Origin of the sequence: Rhizobium sp. S96 (assembly GCF_030382195.1) — a bacterium.
Taxonomy (GTDB): Bacteria; Pseudomonadota; Alphaproteobacteria; order Rhizobiales; family Rhizobiaceae; genus Rhizobium.
The window spans coordinates 485515-509741 of record NZ_JAUDRY010000003.1; the positions used below are offsets into that span (position 1 = coordinate 485515).

The following is a 24227-nucleotide window of genomic DNA, read 5'->3' on the forward strand; positions in this document are numbered from 1 at the left end:
AGCAACCGGCGCGTTCGCACCTCTTGCATTCGGCCGCAAAATTCTGCCATTTTGCCCGTCCACTCCTCCGGTCCCATGTTTGGGCAAAGGCATTCTTCAGGCGCGCGGCGCGCGCCCGGACAGTAACGGTCGAAAGCGGTAGCATCCCATGCGTATTACTATTGAGCGGTCCAACCTTTTGAAGTCGCTGAACCACGTGCACCGCGTGGTCGAACGCCGCAACACGATCCCGATCCTGTCCAACATCCTGCTGCGTGCTGACGGCCAGAACCTCGACATGAAGGCGACCGACCTCGATCTGGAAGTGACGGAAGCGACGCCCGCCAATGTCGAGCAAGCCGGCGCAACGACGGTTCCCGCCCACCTTCTTTACGACATCGTGCGCAAGCTGCCTGACGGTTCCGAGGTTCTGCTGGCGACGAGCACCGATGGCGGGTCGATGAGCGTGCAGTCCGGCCGCTCGAAATTCTCACTGCAGTGCCTGCCGGAATCCGACTTCCCGGATCTGACCGCCGGCACGTTCAGCCACACGTTCAAGCTCAAGGCGACCGACCTGAAGATGTTGATCGATCGCACGCAGTTTGCGATCTCGACCGAGGAAACCCGCTATTACCTGAACGGCATCTTCTTCCATACGATCGAAAGCGAGGGCGACCTGAAGCTGCGCGCCGTGGCGACCGACGGTCACCGCCTCGCCCGCGCCGACGTCAAGGCGCCGTCGGGTTCGGAAGGCATGCCCGGCATCATCATTCCGCGCAAGACGGTCGGCGAACTGCAGAAACTGGTCGACAACCCGGAGGCCATGGTCACCGTCGAAGTGTCCGACGCCAAGATCCGCCTTTCCATTGGTTCGATCGTCATGACCTCGAAGCTGATCGACGGCACCTTCCCGGATTATCAGCGCGTCATCCCGACCGGCAACGACAAGGAAATGCGCGTCGATTGCACGAGCTTCGCGCAGGCCGTCGACCGCGTTTCGACGATTTCGTCCGAGCGTGGCCGCGCCGTGAAACTCGCCCTGTCGGACGGCCAGCTGCTGCTGACGGTCAACAACCCTGATTCCGGTAGTGCCACGGAAGAAGTCGCCGTCGGATACGATACCGACGCCATGGAAATCGGCTTCAACGCCAAATATCTGCTCGACATCACCGCCCAGCTTTCCGGCGACGAGGCAATCTTCCTGCTCGCGGACGCCGGTTCGCCGACGCTCATTCGCGACACGGCCGGCGACGATGCGCTCTACGTGCTGATGCCGATGCGCGTCTAGGACGACGTCGCATTTGCTTCACAAACTTTGCCGATTGCGACGTTTGGGCTTGTTTTTCACGTCGACTGCCTGCAATTAGGTGCGGGGGTGTTTGTTGAATCAAGGAGGACGGCATGGCATTGCGCCTGAAGGAACGGCTGGGAAAGAAGTTCGACGAAGAGATCCGCTTCTTCAAAGGAATGATGCAGGGACCGAAGACGGTCGGCTCCATCGTCCCCACTTCTTCCATCACCGCGCGCAAGATGGCCAGCGTCGTCAACCCGCATTCCGGCCTGCCGGTTCTCGAACTCGGTCCCGGCACCGGCGCGATCACGAAGGCCATTCTCGGACGCGGCGTGAAGCCTGAAAACCTCGTCGCCATCGAGTATTCGACGGACTTCTACGAACACCTGATGCGCCTCTACCCCGGCGTGAACTTCATCAACGGCGACGCCTTCAATCTCGACAAGACGCTGGCTCACATGGAAGGCCAGACCTTCGATTCCGTCGTGTCGGCCGTGCCCCTCCTGAACTTTCCAATGCAGGCGCGCATCGCCATGCTGGAAAGCCTGCTCGACCGCCTGCCGGCGGGGCGCCCCGTGGTACAGATCTCCTACGGCCCGGTATCGCCGATCATCGCACGTCCGGATCGCTACCATATCCAGCATTTCGACTTCATCGTGCGCAACATTCCGCCGGCTCAGCTCTGGATCTACCGGCGCGGCTGAGGTGTTCGGCCTCTACATCACCCATCCGCAAGTAAAGATCGATCCCGACGTTCCCGTGCCAAAATGGGGACTGTCGGATCTGGGCGCCGCGCGCGCCCGCCAGGCCGCGCAACGGCCCTGGGTGGCGCAGCTGCGGCGCATCATTTCCAGCGACGAGACCAAAGCGATCGAGACCGCGCAGCTTCTCTCCGATGTGGCCGGGGTTCCCGTCGAGATCGTTGACGGCATGCATGAAAACGACCGCTCCGCGACCGGCTTCCTGCCGCCTGCCGAATTCGAGAAGGCTGCGGACTGGTTCTTTGCCAATCCGCTGGCCAGTTTTCGCGGATGGGAGCGAGCAGCTGATGCGCAGCAGCGGATTGTCGCCGCGGTCGAAGCGATCCTTTCCACGCACGACGCCTCCCAGCCCATCGCCTTCATCGGCCACGGCGGCGTCGGCACATTGCTGAAATGCCACCTGCAGGGGCGGCCCATCGGACGCGACCGGGACCAGCCGGCAGGCGGCGGCAATCTCTATGCTTTCAGCCTTGCAGATCGGCGCTTATCATGCGACTGGACGCCTATCGAAGAGTGGCAAGGATGGATGTGACATGGACGCACGCGAGCGGCTGATCGTCGGACTGGATGTTCCAACGCTTGGTGAGGCCGAAAAGATGGTCTCGACGCTCGGTGACGATGTCATTTTCTACAAGATCGGCTACCAGCTCGTCTTCGCCGGCGGCCTCGAATTCGCCCGCGAGCTTGCCCAGAGCGGCAAGAAGATCTTCCTCGACATGAAGCTGCTCGACATCGACAACACGATCGCCTCCGGCGTCGAGAACATCGTGAAGATGGGAATGTCGATGCTGACCCTGCACGCCTACCCGAAGGCGATGAAGGCCGCCGTGGAAGCGGCCAAGGGATCCGATCTCTGCCTGCTCGGCGTTACCGTCCTGACATCCATGGACGAGCAGGACCTCATAGCCGCAGGCTACGAATACGATCCGCATACGCTGGTGCTTCGCCGCGCCGAGCAGGCACATCTGGCCGGCATGGGCGGCATCGTCTGTTCCGCGGAGGAGTCTGCGGCCGTGCGCAAGATCATCGGCCCCGACATGGCCCTCGTGACCCCGGGTATCCGCCCGGCGGGCAGCGACAAGGGCGACCAGAAGCGGGTGATGACGCCTGCCGAGGCCCTGAAAGCGGGATCGAGCCATCTCGTCGTGGCGCGCCCGATCATCAAGGCGCCCGATCCCAAGGAAGCCACTCGCGCCATCCTTGCGGAAATGGCGGCCGCCCTCCAATAGTCCAACAAAGCAAGGGAGACGTCAGATGGCAAAAGGATACTGGATCGCACGCGTCGATGTACGCCAGCCCGATCGCTACAAGGATTATGTCGCAGCGGCAAAGCCGGCCTTCGAGAAATACGGCGCGAACTTCCTCGCCCGCGGGGGCGCGATCACGGAACTCGAAGGCAACGCACGGGCCCGCAATGTGGTGATCGAGTTTCCCTCGATGCAGCACGCGGTCGATTGCTACAATTCGCCGGAATACCAGATCGCCGCAAAGATCCGCCAGGAGATCGCCGACGCCGAGATGGTTGTCGTCGAAGGCATCTGATCGAATTTTAAGCCATGAGAACTGCGACGCGACGGCCCTTTTCGTCGCGCCGCTATTGGTCTAAGACGAATTCAACGACCTTCCAAATCAGCCTTTCGAGGAGCCTGCCATGACCCTTGCCAACCTGCCGCCACTCGTCACCGTGTTCGGAGGGTCCGGCTTCATCGGCAGGCACGTCGTGCGCGCACTTGCCAAGCGCGGCTATCGCATCCGCGTCGCCGTGCGCCGCCCCGACCTTGCTGGCTTCCTGCAGCCGCTCGGCAATGTCGGCCAGATTTCCTTCGTACAGGCGAACCTGCGCTATCGGAACTCCATCGACCGCGCAGTCGATGGCGCCGACTACGTCGTCAACTGCGTCGGCATCCTGCACGAAGCCGGGCGCAACTCGTTTGAAGCGGTCCAGGAATTCGGTGCCCGCGCGGTTGCTGAAGCCGCCCGCAGCGTCGGCGCGAAGCTGATCCATCTTTCGGCGATCGGCGCCAACACACATTCCGATTCCGGCTATGCCCGCACCAAGGGTCGCGCGGAAGCGGCAATCCATTCCATCAAGCCTGACGCGATCATCTATCGCCCGTCGATCGTCTTCGGCCCCGAGGACAACTTCTTCAACAAGTTCGCCGACATGGCGCGCCTCGCCCCTGCCCTCCCGCTCATCGGCGGTGGCAAGACGAAGTTCCAGCCGGTCTATGTCGTCGACGTTGCCGAAGCCGTGGCCAAGGCTGTCGAAGGCAAGGTCGAGGGTGGCAAGATCTACGAACTCGGCGGCCCTGAAGTGCTGACCTTCCGCGAATGTCTCGAGGCCGTGCTCAAGGCGACGAGCCGCACGAACCGTCTCGTCTCCATTCCCTTCGGGATTGCCTCGCTGATCGGCAGCATTGCATCGCTGGTTCCCTTCGTCGCGCCGCCGATCACTCCGGACCAGGTGCGCCTGCTGAAGAAGGACAATGTCGTCTCCAAGGAAGCCGAAGCGGAAGGCCGCACGCTGTCTCACCTCGGGATCACGCCGACGCTGGTCAACTCGGTGCTCGATTCCTACCTCGTGCAGTATCGCCCGCATGGCCAGTACACCGGCTCCGGCAAGGCTGCCTGAACAGCCAAGCTTCTCGCCTTTCCTGACGCCGCTCGCGACACCCCGCGGGCGGCGTTTTTCATTGCGGGCGGCTGTGGACAAGACCGCCGCAACGGCGACGTTTTCCACCCTTTTGGCCTACCAAGCGTTGCATAAAAGACGCACGAGAAAATTAGCGGAATTAACACCAAATTTAGCAGGAACGTTTATTGCTATTTATCATTCCTCTGACTACACACCCCGCGCGTCTGTGCATGGACTCAGCGCCAGTCTTCGGCGCGCTAAACGACTTGAAAGGCTTTTTCGATGGGTAGGTCAATCGCGCTCCTTTTTGCGTGTGCGGCGCTGGTTATTCTGGCGGGTTCCTTCATTGCGCCGGGTTCGGTCGCGGCAGTGAAGGGCGAGTGTTCGCCGGCTTATGGCGTAGACCCTTGCGAAACCGGTTCCATCAACCGGTAATGAAAAAGCCGGCCTGAGAGCCGGCTTTGTTGTCTCTTCGACAATCTCTGGACTGCCGCATCCGCGCCACCACGGCGCGAATGCACCGTATACCTCGCCTCAGGCGATCATGCCGGCTGCAGCCATGCCGAGCAGGACAGCGCCGAGAATGATGCGGTAGACCGCAAACACCGTGAAGCGGTGGCTCTGGATGTAGGACAGAAGCCATTTGACGGCGACGAACGCGACGATCGTGGAAACGACGAAAGCGATCCCAAGACCGGTCCAGTCCTCGTTTGCCGCGCCGCCATCCTTGAACGTCTTCAGCAATTCATAGGCGCTTGCCGCGTACATCGTGGGAATGCCGACCAGAAACGCGAATTCGGTCGCAGCAGCGCGATTGCCGGTACCGGCCAGCATGGCCACGAAAATCGTGGCGCCGGAGCGCGACGTTCCCGGGAAAACGCCCGCAACCACCTGGGCGATACCGACCAGGATGGCGACGTACCAGGTAATGCTCTTGTACTGCGGCCGGCGCGCGGCGATCCATTCCGCGAAAATCATCCAGAAGCCGCCGATGATCAGCGCCCAGGCGACCGGCGTCGCAGTCTCGGGCAGCTCGAAGCCAAGCTTCTTGACGATCAGGCCGAGGACCGCGGTGATCAGAAATGCGACGATCAGCTTGCCCGCGTAAGAGCGGTTTTTCGGGTCCCGCCAGCCGATCACGAGATCCCAGAGGCGGCGCCAATAGATGATGGTGACGGCGAGAATCGCGCCAGCCTGGATAACGATATTGAACAGATCGGACCGATGGCCCAGCCATTGTTCGGCAATGATGAGATGGCCGGTGCTCGAGATCGGGAGAAACTCGGTAATCCCTTCTACGATGCCTAGAATTACAGCGTTTATATAGTCCATATAATGTCTCCGGTTTAGAGTTTGCTCGGACCTGAGTTGTGCTCATGCCGTGGGGGGCGGCATCCGTCGCGTTCGACAAGTGTGTGGCGCGGGCCACTTGGCTGCTGGTGAGAGCTGTTCAGCGATGTCCACATCCTTTGTCAGGCGTTGGGCAGCCCGACTCGCTTGTATTGGAAGGGCCAAACTCCTATAGCTTCAACGAATGAGTCATGACTAGGGCGCTATGATTGTTGCGCCCCTGCAAGTGCGACCCACCCATCAAAAATCCGAGTCTCGATGCCCACGCTCTATCATCACCCCATGTCATCCGCATCACGCTTCGTCCGGTTGATCCTGACGGAGTACGGTTATCAGGCAGACCTGATCGAAGAACAGACCTGGGAGAAGCGCCGGGACTTCCTGGCGCTTAATCCGGCCGGCACGCTGCCGGTTTACGTCGACGACAGCATGCGCGCGCTCTGTGGCGCGAGCGTCATCTCCGAATATCTTGACGAGACGCATGGCGTCTTGAAGCGCGACCGGCGCCTTCTTGCCGAAGACCCCTTCCAGCGCGCCGAAATTCGTCGGCTGACGGAATGGTTCATGACCAAGATGGAGACGGACGTCACCAAGCCGCTCGCCCGCGAGCGTGTCTACAAGCTGCAGATGACGGCGGACCAGGGCGGCGGTGCGCCGGATTCGAAGATCCTGCGGACCGCGCGGGCCAATATCCGGCAGCACATGAAGTACCTCACCTGGCTTTCCGGCTCGCGCCAGTGGCTGGCGGGCGAACGCATGAGCTATGCCGACCTCGCCGCGGCTGCCTCGATTTCGATCCTTGACTATCTCGGCGAGATCGACTGGTCGGAATCGCCGATGGTCAAGGACTGGTATCAGCGACTGAAGTCGCGACCGTCTTTCCGTCCGATGCTGACCGAGCGCGTGCGCGGCCTGACGCCGGTTTCTCACTACGCCGATCTGGATTTCTGACGAGGGCCGTATGCCCGAACGAACCGCAGAGGCCAAGGAGCACAAACGCCGCGAAACCTTGACCGCCTTCGTGCGCGCGGAAGCGCAGGCGCTCGGCTTCGACCTCTGTCGGATCACGAGTCCTGACACCATTCCGGACGCGAAAGCCCGCCTCGGCGAGTTCATCGACGCAGGGCGGCACGGCACCATGGAATGGATGGCGGAGACCCGCGACCGACGCGGCGATCCCCGCACGCTCTGGAGCGACGTCAAATCGATTGTCGTCTTTGGCCTGAACTATGGTCCCGACGAAGATCCGCGTGGCATTCTGGACAAGCCGGACAAGGCGGCCATTTCTGTCTACGCTCGCAACCGCGACTATCACGATGTCATCAAGGGCCGACTGAAGGAGATCGCGACACGGTTCGCGGCCCGTGCCGGCGCTGACGTCAAGGTCTTTGTCGATACCGCGCCGGTGATGGAAAAGCCGCTCGCGGCGGCGGCGGGCCTCGGCTGGCAGGGAAAGCACACCAATCTCGTCAGCCGCGTGCACGGCTCATGGCTGTTTCTCGGCTCGATGTTCACCACCGCCGACCTTACGATCGACGCGCCGGAGATTGACCACTGCGGTTCCTGCCGGGCCTGTCTCGACGCCTGCCCGACCGGCGCCTTTCCGGCGCCCTACCAGATCGATGCGCGACGCTGCATCTCCTACCTGACGATCGAGCACAAGGGAGCGATCGACCCGCAGCTGCGACCGCTGATCGGCAATCGTATCTATGGCTGTGACGACTGTCTGGCGGCTTGCCCGTGGAACAAGTTCGCCCGCGAGGCGTGGGAGATGAAGCTTCAGGCCCGCGAGGATCTGAAGGAACCGTCAATCGGTTATCTGCTCGATCTCGACGACCCGACCTTTCGCACATTCTTCAGCGGATCGCCGGTCAAGCGGATCGGCCGCGATCGCTTTGTTCGCAACACCCTCATTGCAGCCGGCAATTCCGGCGACCGTGGCCTTATTGCGCAGTGTCGGGCGCTATCGGCAGATCCCTCGCCCGTGGTGCGGGGCATGGCCGTGTGGGCGCTATCGCGGCTGATGGAGGCTGGCGAATTCTCGACCTTTGCGGCACAAAGGCCGGCAGATGAGTCGGACGGCGACGTGCTGGACGAATGGAGACTGGCAGGAGCGGTGTGATGCATCTGGTGATTTTCGGCTGCGGCTACTCGGGCACGGCGATCGGCAAGGCGTTCCTGGCCAATGGCTTCCGCGTCTCCGGCACGACGCGCTCGCCGGAAAAGGCAGCAAGCCTCCGCGCCGCCGGCATCGACGCCTTTGTCTTTGACGGCGAGGTTCTCACCGACGACCTCCTTGCCGCCATGGCGTCGGCAACGCACCTCGTGCAATCGATCGCGCCCCGGGATAGCGGCGATCCGCTGATCCGACTGGCCAGCGGACGCATTCGCCAGCTCATGCCGGATCTTGCCTGGATCGGCTATCTCTCGACCGTCGGCGTCTACGGCGACCACAAGGGCAACTGGGTGACGGAGGACACGCCGTGCGTTCCGGTATCCGGCAGGTCCAAGGAGCGCCTTGAGGCCGAGGCTGCGTGGGCGGTTGCTGGGCAAGAGCTCGGCATCCCCGCCGCCGTGCTGCGCCTTTCCGGTATCTACGGGCCCGGCCGCAACGCTTTCTGCAATCTGCAACGCGGTACGGCGCGACGCCTGATCAAGAAGGATCAGGTCTTCAACCGGATCCGCGTCGAGGATATCGGGGCAGCCACGCGCTTTCTGGCCGATCGGGAACTGGGCGGCATATATAATGTGACGGATGATCGGCCCGGCCCTCCGCAGGACGTCATTGTCGAGGCGTCGCGCCTGATGGGCGTCGAGCCGCCGCCGGAGCAACCGTTCGAGACGGCGGAGCTGACGCCCATGGCCAGATCGTTCTACGGCGAGAACAAGCGGGTCTCGAACGCGAAGCTGAAAGCCGCCGGCTTTGCCTTCGAATTTCCGACCTATCCCGCCTCACTCGCGCAGTTGTTGCAGCAAGATCGCTGGCGCGGGTAGAAAAAACTCGGCTTTATGCTTCATAGATCGCATGCGATGGATCGGTAGGAAATTCCTACCTTCTCGCGCCGACAACCACTTTTCTCTCCAATTTATGGTTAACGGCCTCTGAATTTGCGCAAATGGGGCAAGAATTATGGCGCGCGCGCAAAATTATTTTTATTGATTTTGTGATCGCGGGTTGCGCGGAATCCCGCCTGCAAAAAATGTTCTAATTTTACTTGATTTCCTTAATCTTTTTCTACCTTCCCCTCTTGTCGGGCCTGTCGAATCAATTGCGACTCAATCACAAATGTTACACTCTGTAACATTGCGTGATCATTGGCGGCACTTTTTTGCCATTTTTCGACGGATTTAAGCCCCACCGCCCGCAAAGGCGCAAGTTCAACAGTAGAGGGACAATCCGTTTTGAAGAAAATCTGCCGTTCTATTATCGCCGCAACGACTATAGCAGCCTGTTCTACCATCCTTCCGATGGAAGGTTTTGCTGCAAATGGTTGTGGTGGCGCTTCATGGTACGCACTTCGCTCCAAAACCGCTTCCGGGGAACGCATGAACCCCACCATCAATACTGCTGCACACCGTTCACTTGCATTTGGGACGAAGCTGAAAGTTACCAACCGTAACAACGGCCGTAGTGTCGTCGTTCGCGTCAACGATCGTGGCCCGTTCATCCGCGGCCGCGTGCTCGATCTTTCCCGCGCTGCCGCTCAGAACATCGGCATGGTTAGCACCGGCACGGCAAAGGTCTGCTACGAAGTCATCGGCTAAGCGCCGCTACCGTATCCAAACGGGCCGCTTGCTCTTACCACCAATCGCGGGTAACCACGCGATTGAGACTTGTGAACAATCCGCTGCGTCAGTCGCGCTTCCTGCGGATTGTTCACAAGCCCGGTGTTTTGACCTTAAGCGATAGGAGCTGTTTAGATGCGGTTGGGCGGACGGCTCGAAGGGGCAATTTCGGTTCTTGCTGATATCGATGCCCGCAGACGGCCAGTTGCCGATGCGCTGAAAGACTGGGGTCTCGCGCATCGCTTTGCCGGATCCGGCGACCGGGCCGCGATCGGCAACATCGTCTACGACGCCCTTCGCATGCGCCTGTCCCATGCCTGGCTCATGGATGACGATAGCGCGTCAGCCATTGCTCACGCGGTCATGTTCCGCCAGTGGGGTTTTACGCCGGAAACGCTTTCCGCTGAGCTTACAGACGACAAGTTCGCACCGAGCCCGCTTTCCGAGGCCGCACTTTCCGCATTCCAAAGCCGACAGCTCGTTGATGCTCCTTCCTATATCCAGGGTGACATCCCGGAATGGGTTGTCCCGTCATTCGAGCAAGCCTTCTCCGACACATGGCTTGCAGAGGCACAAGCGCTTGCCACTCGCCCGACGCTCGATCTTCGCGCCAACATCCTGAAGGCTACCCGCGAAAAGGCCGTCAAGGCGCTGGAGCGCGCAGGCGCTCAAGCAGCAACCATCGCACGGTACGGCATCCGGATTCCGGCCGGCGAAGGTGCCTCTCGTCTTCCTAACGTCACCGCCGAGCTTTCGTTCCAAAAAGGTTGGTTCGAAGTTCAGGATGAAGGATCGCAGATCGTCGCGGATCTCGTGATGGCGAAGGACGGCGAGCAGATCCTCGACTATTGCGCAGGCGGCGGCGGCAAGACGCTCGCCATGTCGGCCGCCATGCACAACAAGGGCCAGGTTCACGCCTATGACGCCGACCGCAAGCGGCTGGCGCCGATCATCGAACGGCTGAAGCGCGCCGGCACCCGCAACGTGCAGGTCCACGACGATGCCAGGGATCTCAAGAGCCTGTCCGAACACTGCGATAAGGTTCTCGTCGATGCGCCCTGCACCGGCACCGGAACCTGGCGCCGTCGTCCCGATACCAAATGGCGCCTGACGACAAAGAATCTCGATGAACGCACCTCCCAGCAGCAGGACGCACTGAAGCAGGCGAGCGCGTATGTCCGTCCGGGCGGAGAATTGCTCTACGTCACCTGCTCGGTCCTGCCGCAGGAGAATGAAGAGCAGGTTCGCGCCTTCAGCGTCGCACATCCGGAATTCGAGATCGTCAGCGCGATTCCCGATTGGGACAAACTGTTCGGCAAGGACAGCCCGCGGCCGCGCTCGTCGGACGGCAAGACGATCACGCTCACCCCCGCCTCGACTGATACCGACGGCTTCTTCTTCAGCAAGCTGCAGCGCAAGGGCTGACCCGGTATCGCGAATGCCGAAGACCGGGCGTCGCCGAGCGACTCGCGGTCGATGCGCTTTGTCCATATCTCCCTGAATCACAGGCCTACGTGCCAGCTATTTTGCGCCAGCCCAATTCTTAAAACCGTTCCAAACTAGATTATTTGACACCAGTTTACTTTTGCGCGAAGAGACGAAGCCGGATTCAGACGGAACGTCCGTCACAGGAGAGGACCATGAAACTCAACAGGAATTTTTACGCAGCGCTGGCGCTGGTGGCGGCGCCGATTGCCGTTTCCGCCGTTCCCGCAATCGCAGCACCTGATGCTGCAGCTGTGGTCAAGCATTATACAGAAGTCGGCCACGCGAAATATGAAGACGCGCTGACGACGGCCAAGGCACTCGACGTTGCCATCGACGCGTTCTTGAAGGAGCCGACGGATTCGACGCTGAAGGCGGCGCGCGCAGCATGGATCAAGGCTCGCGTTCCTTATCAGCAGACGGAAGTCTACCGCTTCGGCAACCCGATCGTTGACGACTGGGAAGGCAAGGTCAACTCCTGGCCGCTCGACGAAGGCCTGATCGACTATGTCGACGCCTCGTACGGCACGGAAAGCGATGAAAACGCGCTCTATGTCGCCAACGTCATCGCCAACAAGACGATCAAGATCGACGGCAAGGATGTCGACGCTTCGAAGCTGACGCCAGAATTTCTTTCCGGGACGCTCGCTGGGGCCGGCGGTGTCGACGCCAACGTCGCGACGGGCTACCACGCCATCGAATTCCTGCTCTGGGGCCAGGATCTGAACGGCACCGGCCCGGGCGCCGGCAACCGTCCTGCCACCGATTATGACCTCAAGAATTGCACGCACGGCAATTGCGACCGCCGCGCCGAATATCTGAAGTCCGCCTCGACCCTGCTGGTTTCCGATCTCCAGGAGATGACCAACAACTGGGCTCCGGATGGCGAAGCGACCAAGCATGTCGAAGCCGACCCCAAGGCTGGCCTCGTTGCCATACTGACCGGCATGGGCTCGCTCTCCTACGGCGAACTGGCCGGCGAGCGCATGAAGCTCGGCCTGATCCTGCACGATCCGGAAGAAGAGCATGATTGCTTCTCCGACAACACCTACAACTCGCACCTCAACGACGCGATCGGCATCGCTGCCGCTTACACCGGCAACTACACCCGCGTCGACGGCACGAAGATGAAGGGTCCGTCGCTGCATGATCTCGTCGCAGCCAAGGACAAGAAGCTCGACAAGGAAATGCAGGGCAAGCTCGACGCGACGCTCAAGGCGATGCACGCCATGGCAAAGCGCGGCGACACGGTCGAAAAGTATGACCAGATGATCGCCGAAGGCAACAAGAAGGGCAATGCCGTTGTCCAGACTGCCATCGACGGCCTCGTCAATCAGACCAAGTCCGTGCAGCGCGTTATTGCCGCACTCGATCTCGGCACGGTCAAGCTTGAAGGTTCCGACAGCTTGGATAATCCTAGCGCGGTCTTCAAATAAGTGAAAAGGCGGGCCGCTTCGCTATCGAAGCGGCCCGAACTCCGAAATGTCGCCTTTCCCGGCTCGTCGTCTTCTCAGTAGCGCAGCATTCTGCGCCGCGATTGCCGGTTTTTCCGTCGCTCTGGCGTACGGTTTCGATCTCCCGACCCAGCGGACCGACCTTTCCGATACAGACGCAAAACGCGTCGCCGATGTGACGCGGCCGACCACCGATTTTTCGAAGGCCGAACAGTACGAGGCGATGCAGGCGGGCGGCGCGACCTCCATCGATCCGGTCACGCACCGTGCCTTCTCGCATATCTCCGCCAACATTCCCTTCGAGGAAGAACAGAACTTCAAGCTGGGCAACGCGCTCTTCAAGAAGCTCTGGGTGTCCGCGCCGTCTTCGACGCAGGCATCGGACGGCCTCGGGCCGCTTTATAACGCCCGCTCCTGCATGAGCTGCCATGTCAACGACGGGCGCGGCAAGCCGCCGGAAAATGGCGCCGCTTCGCTTTCTATGTTCCTTCGACTGTCCCGCGCGGCCGCAACGCCCGAGGAGCAGCGTGCCATCGCCAGCGCCGATGTCCTCAACTTTCCCGATCCGACCTATGGCCACCAGTTGCAGGAACTCGCGGTGCCGGGCCTTGCCTCGGAAGGCCGGATGGCGATCCGCTATACCGAAGAAACGGTCACGCTCGGCGACGGCGAGAGGATTTCGCTGCGCAGGCCGACCTATTCGGCCACGGACCTCGCCTATGGCCCGTTGAATGCCGCTACGACGATCTCGCCACGCGTCGCGCCGGCCATGATCGGGCTAGGCCTGATCGAAGCGATACCGGAAGCTGATATTCTTGCCCACGCCGACCCCGACGACACGAATGGCGACGGCATCCACGGCAAGGCCGCCATCGTTCGCGACCACCAAACCGGCAAGATTGCCCTCGGACGCTTCGGCTGGAAGGCACAGAATGCGACCGTGCGCGATCAGAGCGCCGGCGCCTTCTCCAATGACATTGGCATTTCCACCCCGGACAAACCGGACGCGCACGGCGATTGCACGCAGGCCGAGGCAAAGTGCCGGACCATGCCGACCGGCGTCCAGAAGCGCCTCGGCAACGAGGAAGCCCCCGGGCCGATCCTCGACCTCGTGACCTTCTACTCTGCCAATCTGGCAGTGCCGGCGCGGCGCAAGGCAAGCTTTCCCGAAACACTGAGGGGCAAGCAGGTCTTTTACGAAAGCGGCTGCATTTCCTGCCATGTGCCCAAATTCGTCACCCGTCGCGACAGCTCCGACAAGGCGCAATCCTTCCAGCTTATCTGGCCCTACTCCGACTTCCTGCTCCATGACATGGGCGATGGCCTTGCCGATGGACAACAGGTTGGCCTGGCAAGCGGACGTGAATGGCGCACACCGCCGCTATGGGGTATAGGTCTCACCAAGACTGTCAGCGGACACAGCTTTTTCCTTCATGACGGCCGTGCCAGGAACCTCACCGAGGCTATCCTGTGGCATGGCGGCGAAGCACAAAAAGAGCGTGACGCTTTCGCATCCCTGCCTAGGGATGATAGGCAGGCACTGATTACATTCCTGGAGTCCCTTTGATGCGCCTTTGGCACCCCCTCGTCCTTTCGTTTGCCCTTGCTTCATCCGCCTTCGCACAAGATGCCGCACCACAGGTCGGGCTCAATGAGGACGCGGTTCCTGCTGTGATGCAGCGCGCCGTCGACGAGGTGATCCGGCCGGGCTACCGCAATGCGCAGCAATCGGCAGCGCGGCTGACGACCGCAATGAAGGACTTGTGCGACGACGCTACACAGCAGACGCTGGACAAGGCGAAATCGGCGTTCGACGATACGATCCGCTACTGGTCCAACATCGAGATCGTTCAGATCGGGCCCGTCATTCAGGACAATCTCTTCGAGCACATTCTCTTCTATCCCGACCGCAAGGGCGTTGGCCTGAAGCAGGTGCAGGCGCTGATCGCCAAGGCCGATCCGAAAGACACGACGGTCGATACGATCGCCGGCAAGAGCGTTGCGCTGCAGGGCCTGACGGCACTCGAATACGTGCTTTACGGCACCGGCTCCGAAGACCTTATCAAGCAGAAGAACGGCTTCCGCTGCCTCTATGGCGCGGCCGTTGCCGGCAATGTCCAGCGCGAAGCCGGCGAAGTTGTCGCCGCCTGGGAAAAGCCTGACGGCGTCCAGGGCAGCTGGAAGCATCCGGGGCCGAAGAGCGAAGACTTCGTGGACAACAAGGAAGCCGTGACAGCGCTGCTCGGCATCCTCGTGCATGGTGCCGAAACCGTTCGCGATCAGCGTCTCGAACAGTTCTACAAGGGTAAGGACAGCGCTCCCCGGCCGAAGATGGCCATCTACTGGCGCTCGAAGAACACCTGGAAGTCGATGGCGGCCAATCTCGAAGGCCTGCGGACGCTCTGGCAGAAGGCCGGCATGGCCGAACTGCTGCCCGCCGACCGCAAGCCGATCGCCGAGGCAATCGACGCGAACCTGAAGTCGCTGCTGGAGGTGGTACCGAAGCTCAATCCCGACATCGAGGTCGCGACCAGCGATGCCGAGAAGGAAAAGCTTGACGCTCTGCTCGTCAGCACGCGCGAGCTCATCACCAAGATCAGCGACGACTACGGCTCGGCCATCGGCCTTTCTGCCGGCTTCTCCTTCTCGGACGGCGATTGACTGATGTGGAACAGTTCGGCGATTGACCGGCGTCGTTTTGTCAAAGCTGCCGGGCTCGGTTTTCTGGCCGCCCTGCAGCCGCGCGCCCTGATGGCGCTTGAGCGTGCCGACGCCGTCTATGCCTCGGGAATGCGCGATGCCAACGGCTCCTATGCCGTGGCTACGGTGACGGAGCGTGGCGAGATCGTCGATCGCGTCGCCCTGCCGGCGCGGGCCCACGGGATGGCATTCAGTCCGGCGACGGGCAAGACCGTCGCCTTCGCGCGACGTCCCGGCACCTATGCAATGATCTTCGATGCGCACGACAAGACCGATCCCATCGTGATTGCCTCTGTCGAGGGCCGCCATTTCTATGGCCATGGGGCGTTTTCACCGGACGGTCGCATCCTCTACGCGAGCGAGAACGATTTCGACGCCAATCGCGGCATGATCGGGCTTTACGACGCCACGAACCGCTTTGCGCGTATCGGCGAATTCGAGACCTATGGCGTCGGTCCGCACGACATGACGGTTACCGACGACGGGCGGATGCTTGTTGTCGCCAATGGCGGGATCGAGACGCACCCGGATACCGGCCGGACGAAGCTCAACCTGGCAAACATGCAGCCGTCGCTGACGCTGATCGATGCGGCAACGGGCGGGCTGATCGAAAAGCATGCCCTGCCACCGCAATGGGCACGGGTTTCGACGCGCCACGTCGATATCGACGATAGCGGGCGCATCTGGTTTGCCTGCCAATACGAGGGCCACCGCAACGACCTGCCGCCGCTGGTGGGATCATTCGCCAAGGGCGAAGACCTTCGCTTCGTCGAACTGCCCGAGGAGACGACGCGCAGGCTGGCAAACTATGTCGGGGCGATCGCCGTGAACCGGAAGGACGGCCTTGTGGGAGTTACCTCCCCCAAGGGCGGCGTTGCCGTGACCATCGATGCCCGCAGCGGCAAGGTGCTCAGCGAGACGACCGTTCCCGACGCCGCGGGCATCGCGCCGGCGACGGACGGTTTTGCTGTGTCATCCTACGACGGCGATTTCCTCGGGTCGCGCAGCAATGTCGCCTGGGACCAGCACATCGTGCGGATCGCGCCGTCACGCCGTCTGTGACCACGCTTTCTGCTCCGCCGTGATCGCGGCGGCCGCGGCCTTTGCCGCGTCGGACAACCAGGTGCCGCTTCGCGCCTTGATATCCCGCTCGATCGCCGGCCCGACGGACGGATCGCTTGCATGGCAATTGCCGATCTCGAAGCCCATTAGATCGAGCATATCGGGCGAGAGCAACAGGCCCGGATTTCGATCGATCTCGATCTTCGTGCTGTTGGGCGAGAGACGCCGGACGAGAATGGAACCTTGCAGCTCATAGTGCGGATCGGCACAGCGCATTCTTCCCGCCGCGATATCGACGGCGTGGATTGCGCGATCTGCCGGATTGTGCGCCAGCGACCATGCCGACTGCAGCATCGCCTTTGCTTCCCGCAGCACCGGTCCACCCTGCCAATCCACATAGGCGACAAAGCGTGGACGGCCGAGGCTGCCGGTTCCCGCCGTGCGGGGCTTTGGATCAAACGCCGGAGAACCGCCCGGCAGAGCCACTTGCAGCGCCTGATGATAGGCGGCCGGCACCGGCTTTGTCGCAGGACGCAACGACGCGAACTTGTCCCAGAACTCCTTGCGCTCGGCATCGGGCAGCAGCAGCGCCTTGCGCAGCCATTTATGATCGCGTTCGAGGATGACGGGCATCGGCGCGGCGATGGCACGACGATAGCCAGTGAGGATGGGCTCGGCGATCGCATGCGCGGCCGGACCATCGCTGCCGCGCGCCAGAAGCGCGCTTGCCGTCAGGCGGATAAGGTCGAAGGCATAGGGCATAACGGCCGCATCGTCGAAATCGTTGGCGCCCCACACCAGCCGCCCCTCGGCATCGCGCCAGGTGCCGAAGTTCTCCAGATGGGTGTCGCCGATGGCGAGCACCTGTGGCGCAGCCTTGAAATCGGGGCAGACATCGAGAATCGTCTCCGCCCACCGCCAGTAGGTCGCGCGCAGGAAGACGAAGCCGTTTGTCTTCATCTTCGCGTGCTTGCGCGCAAGATCGTTCTCGACAAGGTCGCTTCCGAGTTGTTGGCGTAGCCAGGCCTCGTAGGCTTGCACAGACTGTGAAAAGGTTGCCATGCCGGCTCCTCGAAATATCGATCTAGCGCAGAATATACCCGCCCCTCCGCGGGGCAATCGAGATGGCGAGACTGCGCGCTTAAATCGCAAGGATGCCCGATCTGGCAGGTCGCAAGCGCCGCCCTATTTCCCGCGCATGAGCAGAGCCCTGACCTACATCATCTTCGTCGCCATCGCACTCGGCGGCGGTTTGGCCATCGGCATCAACAATCTTCCAGGCGAGTGGTATCAATCGCTTGCCAAACCATCGTTCAATCCGCCCAACTGGATCTTCGGTCCGGTTTGGTCGGTCCTCTACGTCGTGATCGGCATTGCCGGCGCCCGGACATGGCTGCGCGGGCATCTCTCCGTGGGCATGCTGATCTGGGCCTGCCAGATGGTTCTCAATTTCCTCTGGTCGCCGTTTTTCTTCGGTCTGCAAAAGCCGCCCGTCGCGCTGGCGATCATCCTTGTCCTGCTCGTGGTGGTTCTTGCCTTCATCGGAAACCGGTGGCGCGCCGACCGGGTCGCGGCATTGCTGTTCGTTCCCTATGCGGCGTGGGTGGGTTTCGCGACCGTGCTCAACGCGTCCATCGCCTATTTGAACTGAACCGGCGCAAGAGCCAAGCTGCCCTCCCCGTGCCTTAACATCTTCGGTTTGCACTGGAATTATGCCGGCTACGCCCGCCCGGAGCGCTTGTCGAACACTGCGCGCCGTGCCACTTTCGCGCTGGCAAAGGACAGGACACATGACCAATAACGACAATGGCGACTTCCGCGAACGAATCCGCCAGAATTTTGCGCGACAGGCCGCGCTGCACACCATCGGCGCTGAGCTGACGCGGGTCGAGCATGCGATGGTCGAGATAGAGCTGCCCTTCGATGTGAAACTGACGCAGCAGCACGGCATACTGCATGCCGGCGTGATTTCGGCTGCGCTCGATTCCGCCTGCGGTTTCGCGGCCTACAGCGTGATCGACCCGGACGCGTCGATCCTGACGATCGAATTCAAGGTCAACCTGATGTCGCCGGGGCGCGGCGACCGCTTCCTGTTTCGTGGCGAGATCACCAAGCCTGGATCGAACATCATCGTCGCCGACGGAAGAGGCTATGCGATCAGCGATGGACCAGCCAAACTGATCGCCTCCATGACAAGCACCATGATGATCATCCGCGGCAGAGAGGGAATTACGGGATGAAGTTCGAACTGAAATCGGTCGCCGGCAAGTCCATTTTGTTCGTGATGGCGGCCGAGGCCGAATATGGCCCCTTTCTTCGCTCGCGGTTCGAACCTCTGATGACCGGCGTCGGCCCGGTGGAAGCGGCCGTGGTCCTCACCCGGGCGCTGACGGAGCTCGACCACGCCGGCGACCTGCCGCAGCTAGTCGTTTCGCTCGGCTCGGCCGGCTCGTCGAAGCTCGAGCAGACCGAGATCTACCAGGTCACCTCCGTCTCCTACCGCGACATGGACGCCTCGCCACTCGGCTTCGAGAAGGGACGCACGCCGTTCCTCGACCTTCCCGCCACGGTCGAGCTACCGCTCCGGATCCCCGGCATCGCCGAGGCGAGCCTGTCGACGGGGGGCAACGTCGTCTCCGGCACGGCCTATGGCAGCATCGCAGCCGACATGGTCGACATGGAGACCTTCGCCGTGCTGCGCGCCTGCCAGGCCTACCAGCTGCCGCTCATCGGCCTGCGCGGCATTTCCGATGGCGTCGAGGAGCTGCAGCATATTTCCGGCTGGACGGAGTATCTGCACGTCATCGACCGCAAGCTCTCCTACGCAGTTGACAGCCTGTTCACGGCGCTTGAGGACGGTGTCTTTTGGTTCTAAAACCCTTTAAAATAGGGACAATCAGCACAATAAAATGTTCGTGCGGCGGATTTCCCGCATTGCAAGACCGGGTGCTTTTCATTAAAGGCTCGCCATGACCCAGACAGCACATCCCGACAGCGTTCTCATCGTCGATTTCGGCAGCCAGGTAACCCAGCTGATCGCGCGCCGCGTGCGCGAAGCGGGCGTCTACTGCGAGATCGTTCCCTTCCAGTCCGCCGAAGAAGGCTTCAAGAGCCTGAAGCCGAAAGCCGTGATCCTGTCCGGCAGCCCGGCCTCGACGGTCGACGAGGGTTCGCCCCGCGCCCCCCAGATCATCTTCGACAGCGGCCTTCCCGTTTTCGGCATCTGCTACGGCCAGCAGACGATGTGCATGCAGCTCGGCGGCAAGGTCGAGAGCGGCCATCACCGCGAATTCGGCCGCGCCTTCCTTGAAGTCGACGAAGACAGCGAGTTGTTCGAAGGCCTCTGGTCGAAGGGCTCGCGCCACCAGGTGTGGATGAGCCATGGCGACCGCGTCACCGCACTTCCCGAAGGTTTCAAGGTCGTCGCGACTTCGCCGAACGCGCCCTACGCCTTCATCGCCGACGAGAAGCGCAAATATTACGGTGTGCAATTCCACCCCGAGGTGGTCCACACCCCCGATGGCGCCAAGCTGATCGGCAACTTCATTCACAACATCGCCGGCATCAAGGGCGACTGGTCGATGTCGGCCTACCGCCAGAAGGCGGTCGAAGAGATCCGCAAGCAGGTCGGCGACAAGCGCGTGCTTTGCGCTCTGTCCGGCGGCGTCGACAGCTCGGTTGCGGCTCTGCTGATCCACGAGGCGATCGGCGACAAGCTCACCTGCGTGCTCGTCGACCACGGCCTGATGCGCAAAGACGAGGCGGCCAATGTCGTCGCCATGTTCCGCGAACACTATAATCTGCACCTGATCCACGTCGACGCGGCCGACAAGTTCATCGGCGAGCTCGAGGGCGTTTCCGACCCCGAGACCAAGCGCAAGATCATCGGCCGCCTGTTCATCGAGACCTTCGAGGAAGAGGCCAAGAAGCTCGGTGGCGCCGATTTCCTCGGCCAGGGCACGCTCTATCCCGACGTGATCGAAAGCGTTTCCTTCACCGGCGGCCCGTCGGTGACGATCAAGTCGCACCACAATGTCGGTGGCCTGCCTGAACGTATGAACATGCAGCTCGTCGAGCCGCTGCGCGAACTCTTCAAGGACGAAGTGCGCGTGCTCGGCAAGGAGCTCGGCCTGCCCGATAGCTTCATCGGCCGCCACCCCTTCCCGGGTCCCGGCCTCGCGATCCGCTGCCCCGGCGGCATCACCCGCGAAAAGCTGGAGATCCTGCGCGAAGCAGACGCCATCTATCTCGACGAAATCCGCAAGGCCGGTCTCTACGACGCGATCTGGCAGGCTTTCGCCGTGCTGCTCCCGGTCCAGACCGTCGGCGTCATGGGCGACGGCCGCACCTATGAATTCGTCTGCGCGCTGCGCGCCGTGACCTCCGTCGACGGCATGACGGCGGATTTCTACCACTACGACATGGAATTCCTCGGCCGCGCCGCCACCCGCATCATCAACGAAGTGCGCGGGATCAACCGCGTGGTCTATGACGTGACCAGCAAGCCGCCGGGCACGATCGAGTGGGAATGATCGTCACATCTTGAAGATTGCCAGGCGGCGCGGTTGATTTCCTTCCGCGCCGCCGAGCTTTATCAGGCAGCCTTGTCCCAGATTGGAGCCAGGCCGTCCGGCGAAACGATGCGGCCATCGGCGTTGGCGAGCGCGTGGATCGCAGCCATTTCTTCCGCGGTGAGCGCGAAATCAAAGATCGCAACGTTTTCAATCGCACGCGCCTCGCTCACCGTCTTCGACAGGGCGATGATGCCGTCCTGCTGGACGAGCCAGCGCAGCACGACCTGGGCGACCGACTTGCCGTGCCTGGCGGCGATATCCTTCAGCACGACATCGGAAAAGACCTTGCCGTCCGCCATGCCGTAGTAGCCGGTCACGGCCATTCCGGCCTTCTTCGCCGCATCGATCACCACATCCTGATTGATATAGGGATGGTACTCGATCTGGTTGGTGACGAGCGGCGCGTCAGAGAGCTTCAGTGCCTCGGCCATCAGGGTGGTGTTGAAATTGGATACGCCGACGTGGCGCACCTTGCCCGCCTTCCTGACTTCATTCAGCGCACCGATCTGCTCGGCAAGCGAAACGGCGTCGTTCGGCCAGTGCAGCAGGAGCAGGTCGACGTAGTCGGTCTTCAGCTTGGTCAGGCTTTCCTCGACGGACCGGATGAATGCGTCGTGCCTGTAGTTGTCGACCCAGACCTTGGTGGTCAGGAAAATATCTCCACGCGCGACGCCGGAACTGGCGATGGCTTGGCCAATTTCGGCTTCGTTGCCGTAGATCTGGGCTGTATCAATATGGCGGAAGCCGGCCTTCAGTGCCTGTGGCACGATGTTGAGCACATCAGGGCCCGGAATGCGGAAGGTGCCGAAGCCCAGGGCCGGAACGGTCGCGCCATTGGTGGTTACAGTATGCATGGGTCTTTCCTTGTTTTTCGAAGTGGGAGTGAGGTTGTCTCGGATCAGGCCGTCTTCAGGGCCGGGATCGTGCGGCGGTCCAAGGCGCCGCTCCAGATCGTCAGAAGCAGTGCGGCGGCGACAAGGATGCCTCCGACCCAGGGCGTCGCGGCAAGGCCCATCGGGGATTCGACCACGAGCCCGCCGAGCCAGGCGCCGAGCGCAATGCCGAGATTGAAGGCCGCGATATTGAGCGCGGAGGCGACATCGACGGCGCCGGGGCGGTGCTCCTTGGCGAGTTGCACGACATAGAGCTGCAGGCCCGGAACGTTGGCGAAGGACAGGAAGCCGAGGGCGGCAAGCGTGATCAGGGTGAGGACCGGCGACACCGCGGTGAACGAGAAGATCGCCAGAACGATCGCCTGCAAGGCAAACAGACCAATCAGCGCCTTCACAGGGTTGCGGTTGGCAATCCTGCCGCCGCCGATGTTACCCGCCGCAATCGCGATACCATAGAGTACGAGGATCAGGCTGACGCTGGAGGCGGAGAAGCCGGTGATCTGCTGCAGGATCGGTGCGAGGAAGGTGAAGGCCACAAAGGTGCCGCCGTAGCCGAGTGCGGTCATCGCGAAGACGAGCAGGAGACGACCGGAGCCGAGGACACGGACCTGATCGAGAATGCTTGCCGGCGGCGCCTTCCTGATCGTGTTCGGCAGCAGGGCAGCGATACCGACGAAGGCCACGATACCGAGGCCCGCGACGGCCCAGAAGGTTGCCCGCCAGCCGAAGACCTGGCCGATATAGGTGCCGATGGGAACGCCGGTGACGATGGCGACGGTCAGGCCCATGAACATCATGGCAATGGCCGATGCACGACGATTTTCAGGCACAAGATCGGCGGCGATGGTCGATCCCACCGAGAAAAAGACGCCGTGGGCGAATGCGGCGATCACGCGGGCGACCAGCAGGGCATGATAGCTCGGCGACAGCGCGGCGATCGTGTTGCCGACCACGAACACGGCCATGAGGCCGAGAAGTAGCGGCTTCCGCTCGATCTTGCCGGTCAGCGCGGTCAGGATGGGCGCGCCGAAGGTGACACCGAGGGCATAGACGCTGACGATCAGGCCGGCGAGCGAAAGGGTGATGTTGAGGTCCGTCGCAACAGTCGGCAGAAGGCCGACAATCACGAATTCCGTGGTTCCGATCGCATACGCAGCGATCGTCAAAGCAAAGATTGCCAAGGGCATGATGAAGTTCTTTCCATAAAGCGGCGTTGCGCCATTGGGGCTGTTGCAGCGCAATATGGAGGCAGTGCACTTGAACGATAATCGGGTATGCCGGATAAATGCCTTTGAATTGAATTCACAGGTGAGAGATGGACAATCGGGCAGGCGAAATGCAGGTCTTCGTGGAGGCGGCGCAATTGCAAAGCTTCTCGGCAGCGGGACGAAAGCTTAAGCTGTCGCCATCGGCCGTCAGCAAGCTGATAACGCGTATCGAAGACCGTCTCGGAACCCGGCTGCTAGTGCGCTCGACGCGCGCGCTGCAGTTGACGCCGGAGGGTGAAGTCTACCTGGCGCGGGCGGAGAGGATTGTCGCGGAGATCGAAGAAACCGAGCAGATCGTCGCCGGTGGAGGCCGGATGGTGCCGCGAGGTATCCTCCGGGTCAGCGCTTCCGTCGGCTTCGGCGAGCGCTATATCCTACCGCTCGCCCAGGAATTTCTTGCGCTCTATCCCGAGGTGCAGCTCGACCTTTCACTCACGGACGGCGTCATTGATCTTCTCGAAGAGCGCACGGATATCGCGATACGATCGGGGCCGATGCGCGACTCCTCCCTGAAGGCACGCAAGCTCTTCGAAAGCCGCAGCGTGGCCATTGCCTCACCAAGCTATCTGGAAGCGCACGGGACGCCCAGAGATCCCGACGATCTGGCGGACCACAACTGCATCAATTTCAATTTTCGCCGCTCTTATGAGGGATGGCCCTTCCGGGCGCCCGGCACCTCGGAGGTCTATTACCAGGCGGTGAGCGGCAACATGCAGGTCAACAGCGGTGCGATCGTTCGGCAGCTATGCCTGGCCGGCGTGGGCATCGGCCGTATCGGACAGTTTCATGTGCAAGCGGATCTCGACGCCGGCACCCTCGTCCCTTTGCTCGAAGACTTCAATGCGGAAGACATGGAGGTCATTCACGCAGTGTTTCTCGGTCATGAGCATCTTGCGGCCCGGATCCGCGCATTCGTCGACTTCATGGTGGAACGGACGGGAGGAACAAGGCTGACCGCGCCGGCGGCCTGAGCTGTCTCCAACCGGTTG

At 61.7% G+C, this 24227-nt stretch carries 25 protein-coding genes; 20 read left to right on the forward strand and 5 right to left on the reverse strand.

What is annotated here, in order from left to right; genetic code table 11:
- Positions 1-148: 148 nt before the first annotated feature.
- The 6 genes from dnaN to QTL94_RS03410 all read left to right on the forward strand — a co-directional run bounded on the left by dnaN (position 149) and on the right by QTL94_RS03410 (position 4663).
- A complete protein-coding gene (gene dnaN / locus QTL94_RS03385; RefSeq protein ID WP_065692471.1) occupies positions 149-1267 on the forward strand; it encodes a DNA polymerase III subunit beta in 1119 nt (372 codons plus the stop codon).
- A gap of 113 nt (positions 1268-1380) precedes the next feature.
- Positions 1381-1974, forward strand: a complete 594-nt coding sequence (gene pmtA, locus QTL94_RS03390) for a phospholipid N-methyltransferase PmtA (RefSeq protein ID WP_065692472.1) — start codon at positions 1381-1383, stop codon at positions 1972-1974.
- Position 1975: 1 nt separating this feature from the next.
- Positions 1976-2563 (forward strand): histidine phosphatase family protein, encoded by a 588-nt coding sequence (locus tag QTL94_RS03395; protein WP_065692473.1) that lies wholly within the window; start codon positions 1976-1978, stop codon positions 2561-2563.
- 1 nt (position 2564) lies between these two features.
- Positions 2565-3260 carry an orotidine-5'-phosphate decarboxylase gene (gene pyrF, locus QTL94_RS03400; protein WP_065692474.1) on the forward strand — a complete coding sequence of 232 codons (696 nt, stop codon included), beginning with the start codon at positions 2565-2567 and terminating at the stop codon, positions 3258-3260.
- Between the two features lie 25 nt (positions 3261-3285).
- Complete coding sequence (locus QTL94_RS03405) at positions 3286-3573, forward strand: DUF1330 domain-containing protein (RefSeq protein ID WP_065692475.1); 288 nt, start codon at positions 3286-3288, stop codon at positions 3571-3573.
- Between the two features lie 109 nt (positions 3574-3682).
- A complete protein-coding gene (locus QTL94_RS03410; RefSeq protein ID WP_065692476.1) occupies positions 3683-4663 on the forward strand; it encodes a complex I NDUFA9 subunit family protein in 981 nt (326 codons plus the stop codon).
- Between the two features lie 537 nt (positions 4664-5200).
- Here QTL94_RS03410 and QTL94_RS03415 read toward each other — a convergent pair.
- Positions 5201-5998 (reverse strand): undecaprenyl-diphosphate phosphatase, encoded by a 798-nt coding sequence (locus tag QTL94_RS03415; protein WP_065692477.1) that lies wholly within the window; start codon positions 5996-5998, stop codon positions 5201-5203.
- 276 nt (positions 5999-6274) lie between these two features.
- Between QTL94_RS03415 and QTL94_RS03420 the strand changes: the two genes are divergently transcribed.
- The 3 genes from QTL94_RS03420 to QTL94_RS03430 are packed head-to-tail and all read left to right on the forward strand — an operon-like array spanning position 6275 to position 9010.
- Positions 6275-6967, forward strand: a complete 693-nt coding sequence (locus QTL94_RS03420) for a glutathione S-transferase family protein (protein WP_065692478.1) — start codon at positions 6275-6277, stop codon at positions 6965-6967.
- Between the two features lie 10 nt (positions 6968-6977).
- Positions 6978-8138, forward strand: a complete 1161-nt coding sequence (gene queG / locus QTL94_RS03425; protein WP_289800592.1) for a tRNA epoxyqueuosine(34) reductase QueG — start codon at positions 6978-6980, stop codon at positions 8136-8138.
- Positions 8138-9010, forward strand: a complete 873-nt coding sequence (locus QTL94_RS03430) for an SDR family oxidoreductase (protein WP_065692480.1) — start codon at positions 8138-8140, stop codon at positions 9008-9010. The genes queG and QTL94_RS03430 overlap by 1 nt, the downstream gene beginning before the upstream one ends.
- A gap of 230 nt (positions 9011-9240) precedes the next feature.
- On the opposite strand, the gene QTL94_RS03435 is transcribed toward QTL94_RS03430, so the two are convergent.
- On the reverse strand, positions 9241-9564 hold the full coding sequence (locus QTL94_RS03435; protein WP_244499523.1) for a hypothetical protein: 324 nt from the start codon (positions 9562-9564) through the stop codon (positions 9241-9243).
- Here QTL94_RS03435 and QTL94_RS03440 point away from each other — a divergent pair.
- From QTL94_RS03440 to QTL94_RS03465, 6 genes are all read left to right on the forward strand, one after another.
- Positions 9458-9781 (forward strand): septal ring lytic transglycosylase RlpA family protein, encoded by a 324-nt coding sequence (locus tag QTL94_RS03440; protein ID WP_244499522.1) that lies wholly within the window; start codon positions 9458-9460, stop codon positions 9779-9781. The two genes, QTL94_RS03435 and QTL94_RS03440, sit on opposite strands and share 107 nt — an antisense overlap.
- A 156-nt stretch (positions 9782-9937) precedes the next feature.
- A complete protein-coding gene (locus tag QTL94_RS03445; RefSeq protein WP_065692482.1) occupies positions 9938-11227 on the forward strand; it encodes an RsmB/NOP family class I SAM-dependent RNA methyltransferase in 1290 nt (429 codons plus the stop codon).
- A gap of 215 nt (positions 11228-11442) precedes the next feature.
- On the forward strand, positions 11443-12723 hold the full coding sequence (locus QTL94_RS03450) for an imelysin family protein (RefSeq protein WP_289800593.1): 1281 nt from the start codon (positions 11443-11445) through the stop codon (positions 12721-12723).
- A gap of 46 nt (positions 12724-12769) precedes the next feature.
- Positions 12770-14308, forward strand: coding sequence for a di-heme oxidoreductase family protein (locus QTL94_RS03455; RefSeq protein WP_289800594.1), 1539 nt, complete (start codon positions 12770-12772; stop codon positions 14306-14308).
- Positions 14308-15402 (forward strand): imelysin family protein, encoded by a 1095-nt coding sequence (locus QTL94_RS03460; protein WP_289800595.1) that lies wholly within the window; start codon positions 14308-14310, stop codon positions 15400-15402. The genes QTL94_RS03455 and QTL94_RS03460 overlap by 1 nt, the downstream gene beginning before the upstream one ends.
- Positions 15403-15405: 3 nt before the next feature.
- A complete protein-coding gene (locus QTL94_RS03465) occupies positions 15406-16503 on the forward strand; it encodes a DUF1513 domain-containing protein (RefSeq protein WP_289800596.1) in 1098 nt (365 codons plus the stop codon).
- Here the strand turns inward: QTL94_RS03465 and QTL94_RS03470 are convergent.
- Positions 16489-17565, reverse strand: coding sequence for a DUF2252 family protein (locus QTL94_RS03470; protein ID WP_289800597.1), 1077 nt, complete (start codon positions 17563-17565; stop codon positions 16489-16491). The two genes, QTL94_RS03465 and QTL94_RS03470, sit on opposite strands and share 15 nt — an antisense overlap.
- Positions 17566-17701: 136 nt before the next feature.
- Here QTL94_RS03470 and QTL94_RS03475 point away from each other — a divergent pair, with 136 nt between their 5' ends.
- The 4 genes from QTL94_RS03475 to guaA all read left to right on the forward strand — a co-directional run bounded on the left by QTL94_RS03475 (position 17702) and on the right by guaA (position 21035).
- A complete protein-coding gene (locus QTL94_RS03475; RefSeq protein WP_289800598.1) occupies positions 17702-18154 on the forward strand; it encodes a TspO/MBR family protein in 453 nt (150 codons plus the stop codon).
- Positions 18155-18293: 139 nt separating this feature from the next.
- Positions 18294-18743 (forward strand): PaaI family thioesterase, encoded by a 450-nt coding sequence (locus tag QTL94_RS03480; protein WP_065692489.1) that lies wholly within the window; start codon positions 18294-18296, stop codon positions 18741-18743.
- Positions 18740-19378, forward strand: a complete 639-nt coding sequence (locus tag QTL94_RS03485) for a 5'-methylthioadenosine/S-adenosylhomocysteine nucleosidase (RefSeq protein ID WP_113520465.1) — start codon at positions 18740-18742, stop codon at positions 19376-19378. Before QTL94_RS03480 ends, QTL94_RS03485 begins: the two co-directional genes overlap by 4 nt.
- A gap of 94 nt (positions 19379-19472) precedes the next feature.
- Positions 19473-21035 (forward strand): glutamine-hydrolyzing GMP synthase, encoded by a 1563-nt coding sequence (guaA, locus tag QTL94_RS03490; protein WP_065692491.1) that lies wholly within the window; start codon positions 19473-19475, stop codon positions 21033-21035.
- Positions 21036-21097: 62 nt separating this feature from the next.
- Here guaA and QTL94_RS03495 read toward each other — a convergent pair whose 3' ends face one another.
- Positions 21098-21931 carry an aldo/keto reductase gene (locus QTL94_RS03495; protein ID WP_289800599.1) on the reverse strand — a complete coding sequence of 278 codons (834 nt, stop codon included), beginning with the start codon at positions 21929-21931 and terminating at the stop codon, positions 21098-21100.
- Positions 21932-21975: 44 nt separating this feature from the next.
- Positions 21976-23157: an MFS transporter gene (locus QTL94_RS03500; protein ID WP_289800600.1), complete on the reverse strand. Its 1182-nt coding sequence runs from the start codon at positions 23155-23157 to the stop codon at positions 21976-21978.
- Between the two features lie 128 nt (positions 23158-23285).
- Here QTL94_RS03500 and QTL94_RS03505 point away from each other — a divergent pair, with 128 nt between their 5' ends.
- A complete protein-coding gene (locus QTL94_RS03505; protein ID WP_289800601.1) occupies positions 23286-24209 on the forward strand; it encodes a LysR family transcriptional regulator in 924 nt (307 codons plus the stop codon).
- Positions 24210-24227 lie beyond the last annotated feature (18 nt).

Bases quoted from the DNA above. Each gene is read 5' to 3' on its own strand.
- dnaN (WP_065692471.1), top strand. From the start codon at position 149: ATGCGTATTACTATTGAGCGGTCCAACCTTTTGAAGTCGCTGAACCAC.
- pmtA (WP_065692472.1), top strand. From the start codon at position 1,381: ATGGCATTGCGCCTGAAGGAACGGCTGGGAAAGAAGTTCGACGAAGAG.
- pyrF (WP_065692474.1), top strand. From the start codon at position 2,565: ATGGACGCACGCGAGCGGCTGATCGTCGGACTGGATGTTCCAACGCTT.
- QTL94_RS03405 (WP_065692475.1), top strand. From the start codon at position 3,286: ATGGCAAAAGGATACTGGATCGCACGCGTCGATGTACGCCAGCCCGAT.
- QTL94_RS03410 (WP_065692476.1), top strand. From the start codon at position 3,683: ATGACCCTTGCCAACCTGCCGCCACTCGTCACCGTGTTCGGAGGGTCC.
- QTL94_RS03415 (WP_065692477.1), bottom strand. From the start codon at position 5,998: ATGGACTATATAAACGCTGTAATTCTAGGCATCGTAGAAGGGATTACC.
- QTL94_RS03420 (WP_065692478.1), top strand. From the start codon at position 6,275: ATGCCCACGCTCTATCATCACCCCATGTCATCCGCATCACGCTTCGTC.
- queG (WP_289800592.1), top strand. From the start codon at position 6,978: ATGCCCGAACGAACCGCAGAGGCCAAGGAGCACAAACGCCGCGAAACC.
- QTL94_RS03430 (WP_065692480.1), top strand. From the start codon at position 8,138: ATGCATCTGGTGATTTTCGGCTGCGGCTACTCGGGCACGGCGATCGGC.
- QTL94_RS03435 (WP_244499523.1), bottom strand. From the start codon at position 9,564: ATGCGTTCCCCGGAAGCGGTTTTGGAGCGAAGTGCGTACCATGAAGCG.
- QTL94_RS03445 (WP_065692482.1), top strand. From the start codon at position 9,938: ATGCGGTTGGGCGGACGGCTCGAAGGGGCAATTTCGGTTCTTGCTGAT.
- QTL94_RS03450 (WP_289800593.1), top strand. From the start codon at position 11,443: ATGAAACTCAACAGGAATTTTTACGCAGCGCTGGCGCTGGTGGCGGCG.
- QTL94_RS03455 (WP_289800594.1), top strand. From the start codon at position 12,770: ATGTCGCCTTTCCCGGCTCGTCGTCTTCTCAGTAGCGCAGCATTCTGC.
- QTL94_RS03460 (WP_289800595.1), top strand. From the start codon at position 14,308: ATGCGCCTTTGGCACCCCCTCGTCCTTTCGTTTGCCCTTGCTTCATCC.
- QTL94_RS03465 (WP_289800596.1), top strand. From the start codon at position 15,406: ATGTGGAACAGTTCGGCGATTGACCGGCGTCGTTTTGTCAAAGCTGCC.
- QTL94_RS03470 (WP_289800597.1), bottom strand. From the start codon at position 17,565: ATGGCAACCTTTTCACAGTCTGTGCAAGCCTACGAGGCCTGGCTACGC.
- QTL94_RS03475 (WP_289800598.1), top strand. From the start codon at position 17,702: ATGAGCAGAGCCCTGACCTACATCATCTTCGTCGCCATCGCACTCGGC.
- QTL94_RS03480 (WP_065692489.1), top strand. From the start codon at position 18,294: ATGACCAATAACGACAATGGCGACTTCCGCGAACGAATCCGCCAGAAT.
- QTL94_RS03485 (WP_113520465.1), top strand. From the start codon at position 18,740: ATGAAGTTCGAACTGAAATCGGTCGCCGGCAAGTCCATTTTGTTCGTG.
- guaA (WP_065692491.1), top strand. From the start codon at position 19,473: ATGACCCAGACAGCACATCCCGACAGCGTTCTCATCGTCGATTTCGGC.
- QTL94_RS03495 (WP_289800599.1), bottom strand. From the start codon at position 21,931: ATGCATACTGTAACCACCAATGGCGCGACCGTTCCGGCCCTGGGCTTC.
- QTL94_RS03500 (WP_289800600.1), bottom strand. From the start codon at position 23,157: ATGCCCTTGGCAATCTTTGCTTTGACGATCGCTGCGTATGCGATCGGA.
- QTL94_RS03505 (WP_289800601.1), top strand. From the start codon at position 23,286: ATGGACAATCGGGCAGGCGAAATGCAGGTCTTCGTGGAGGCGGCGCAA.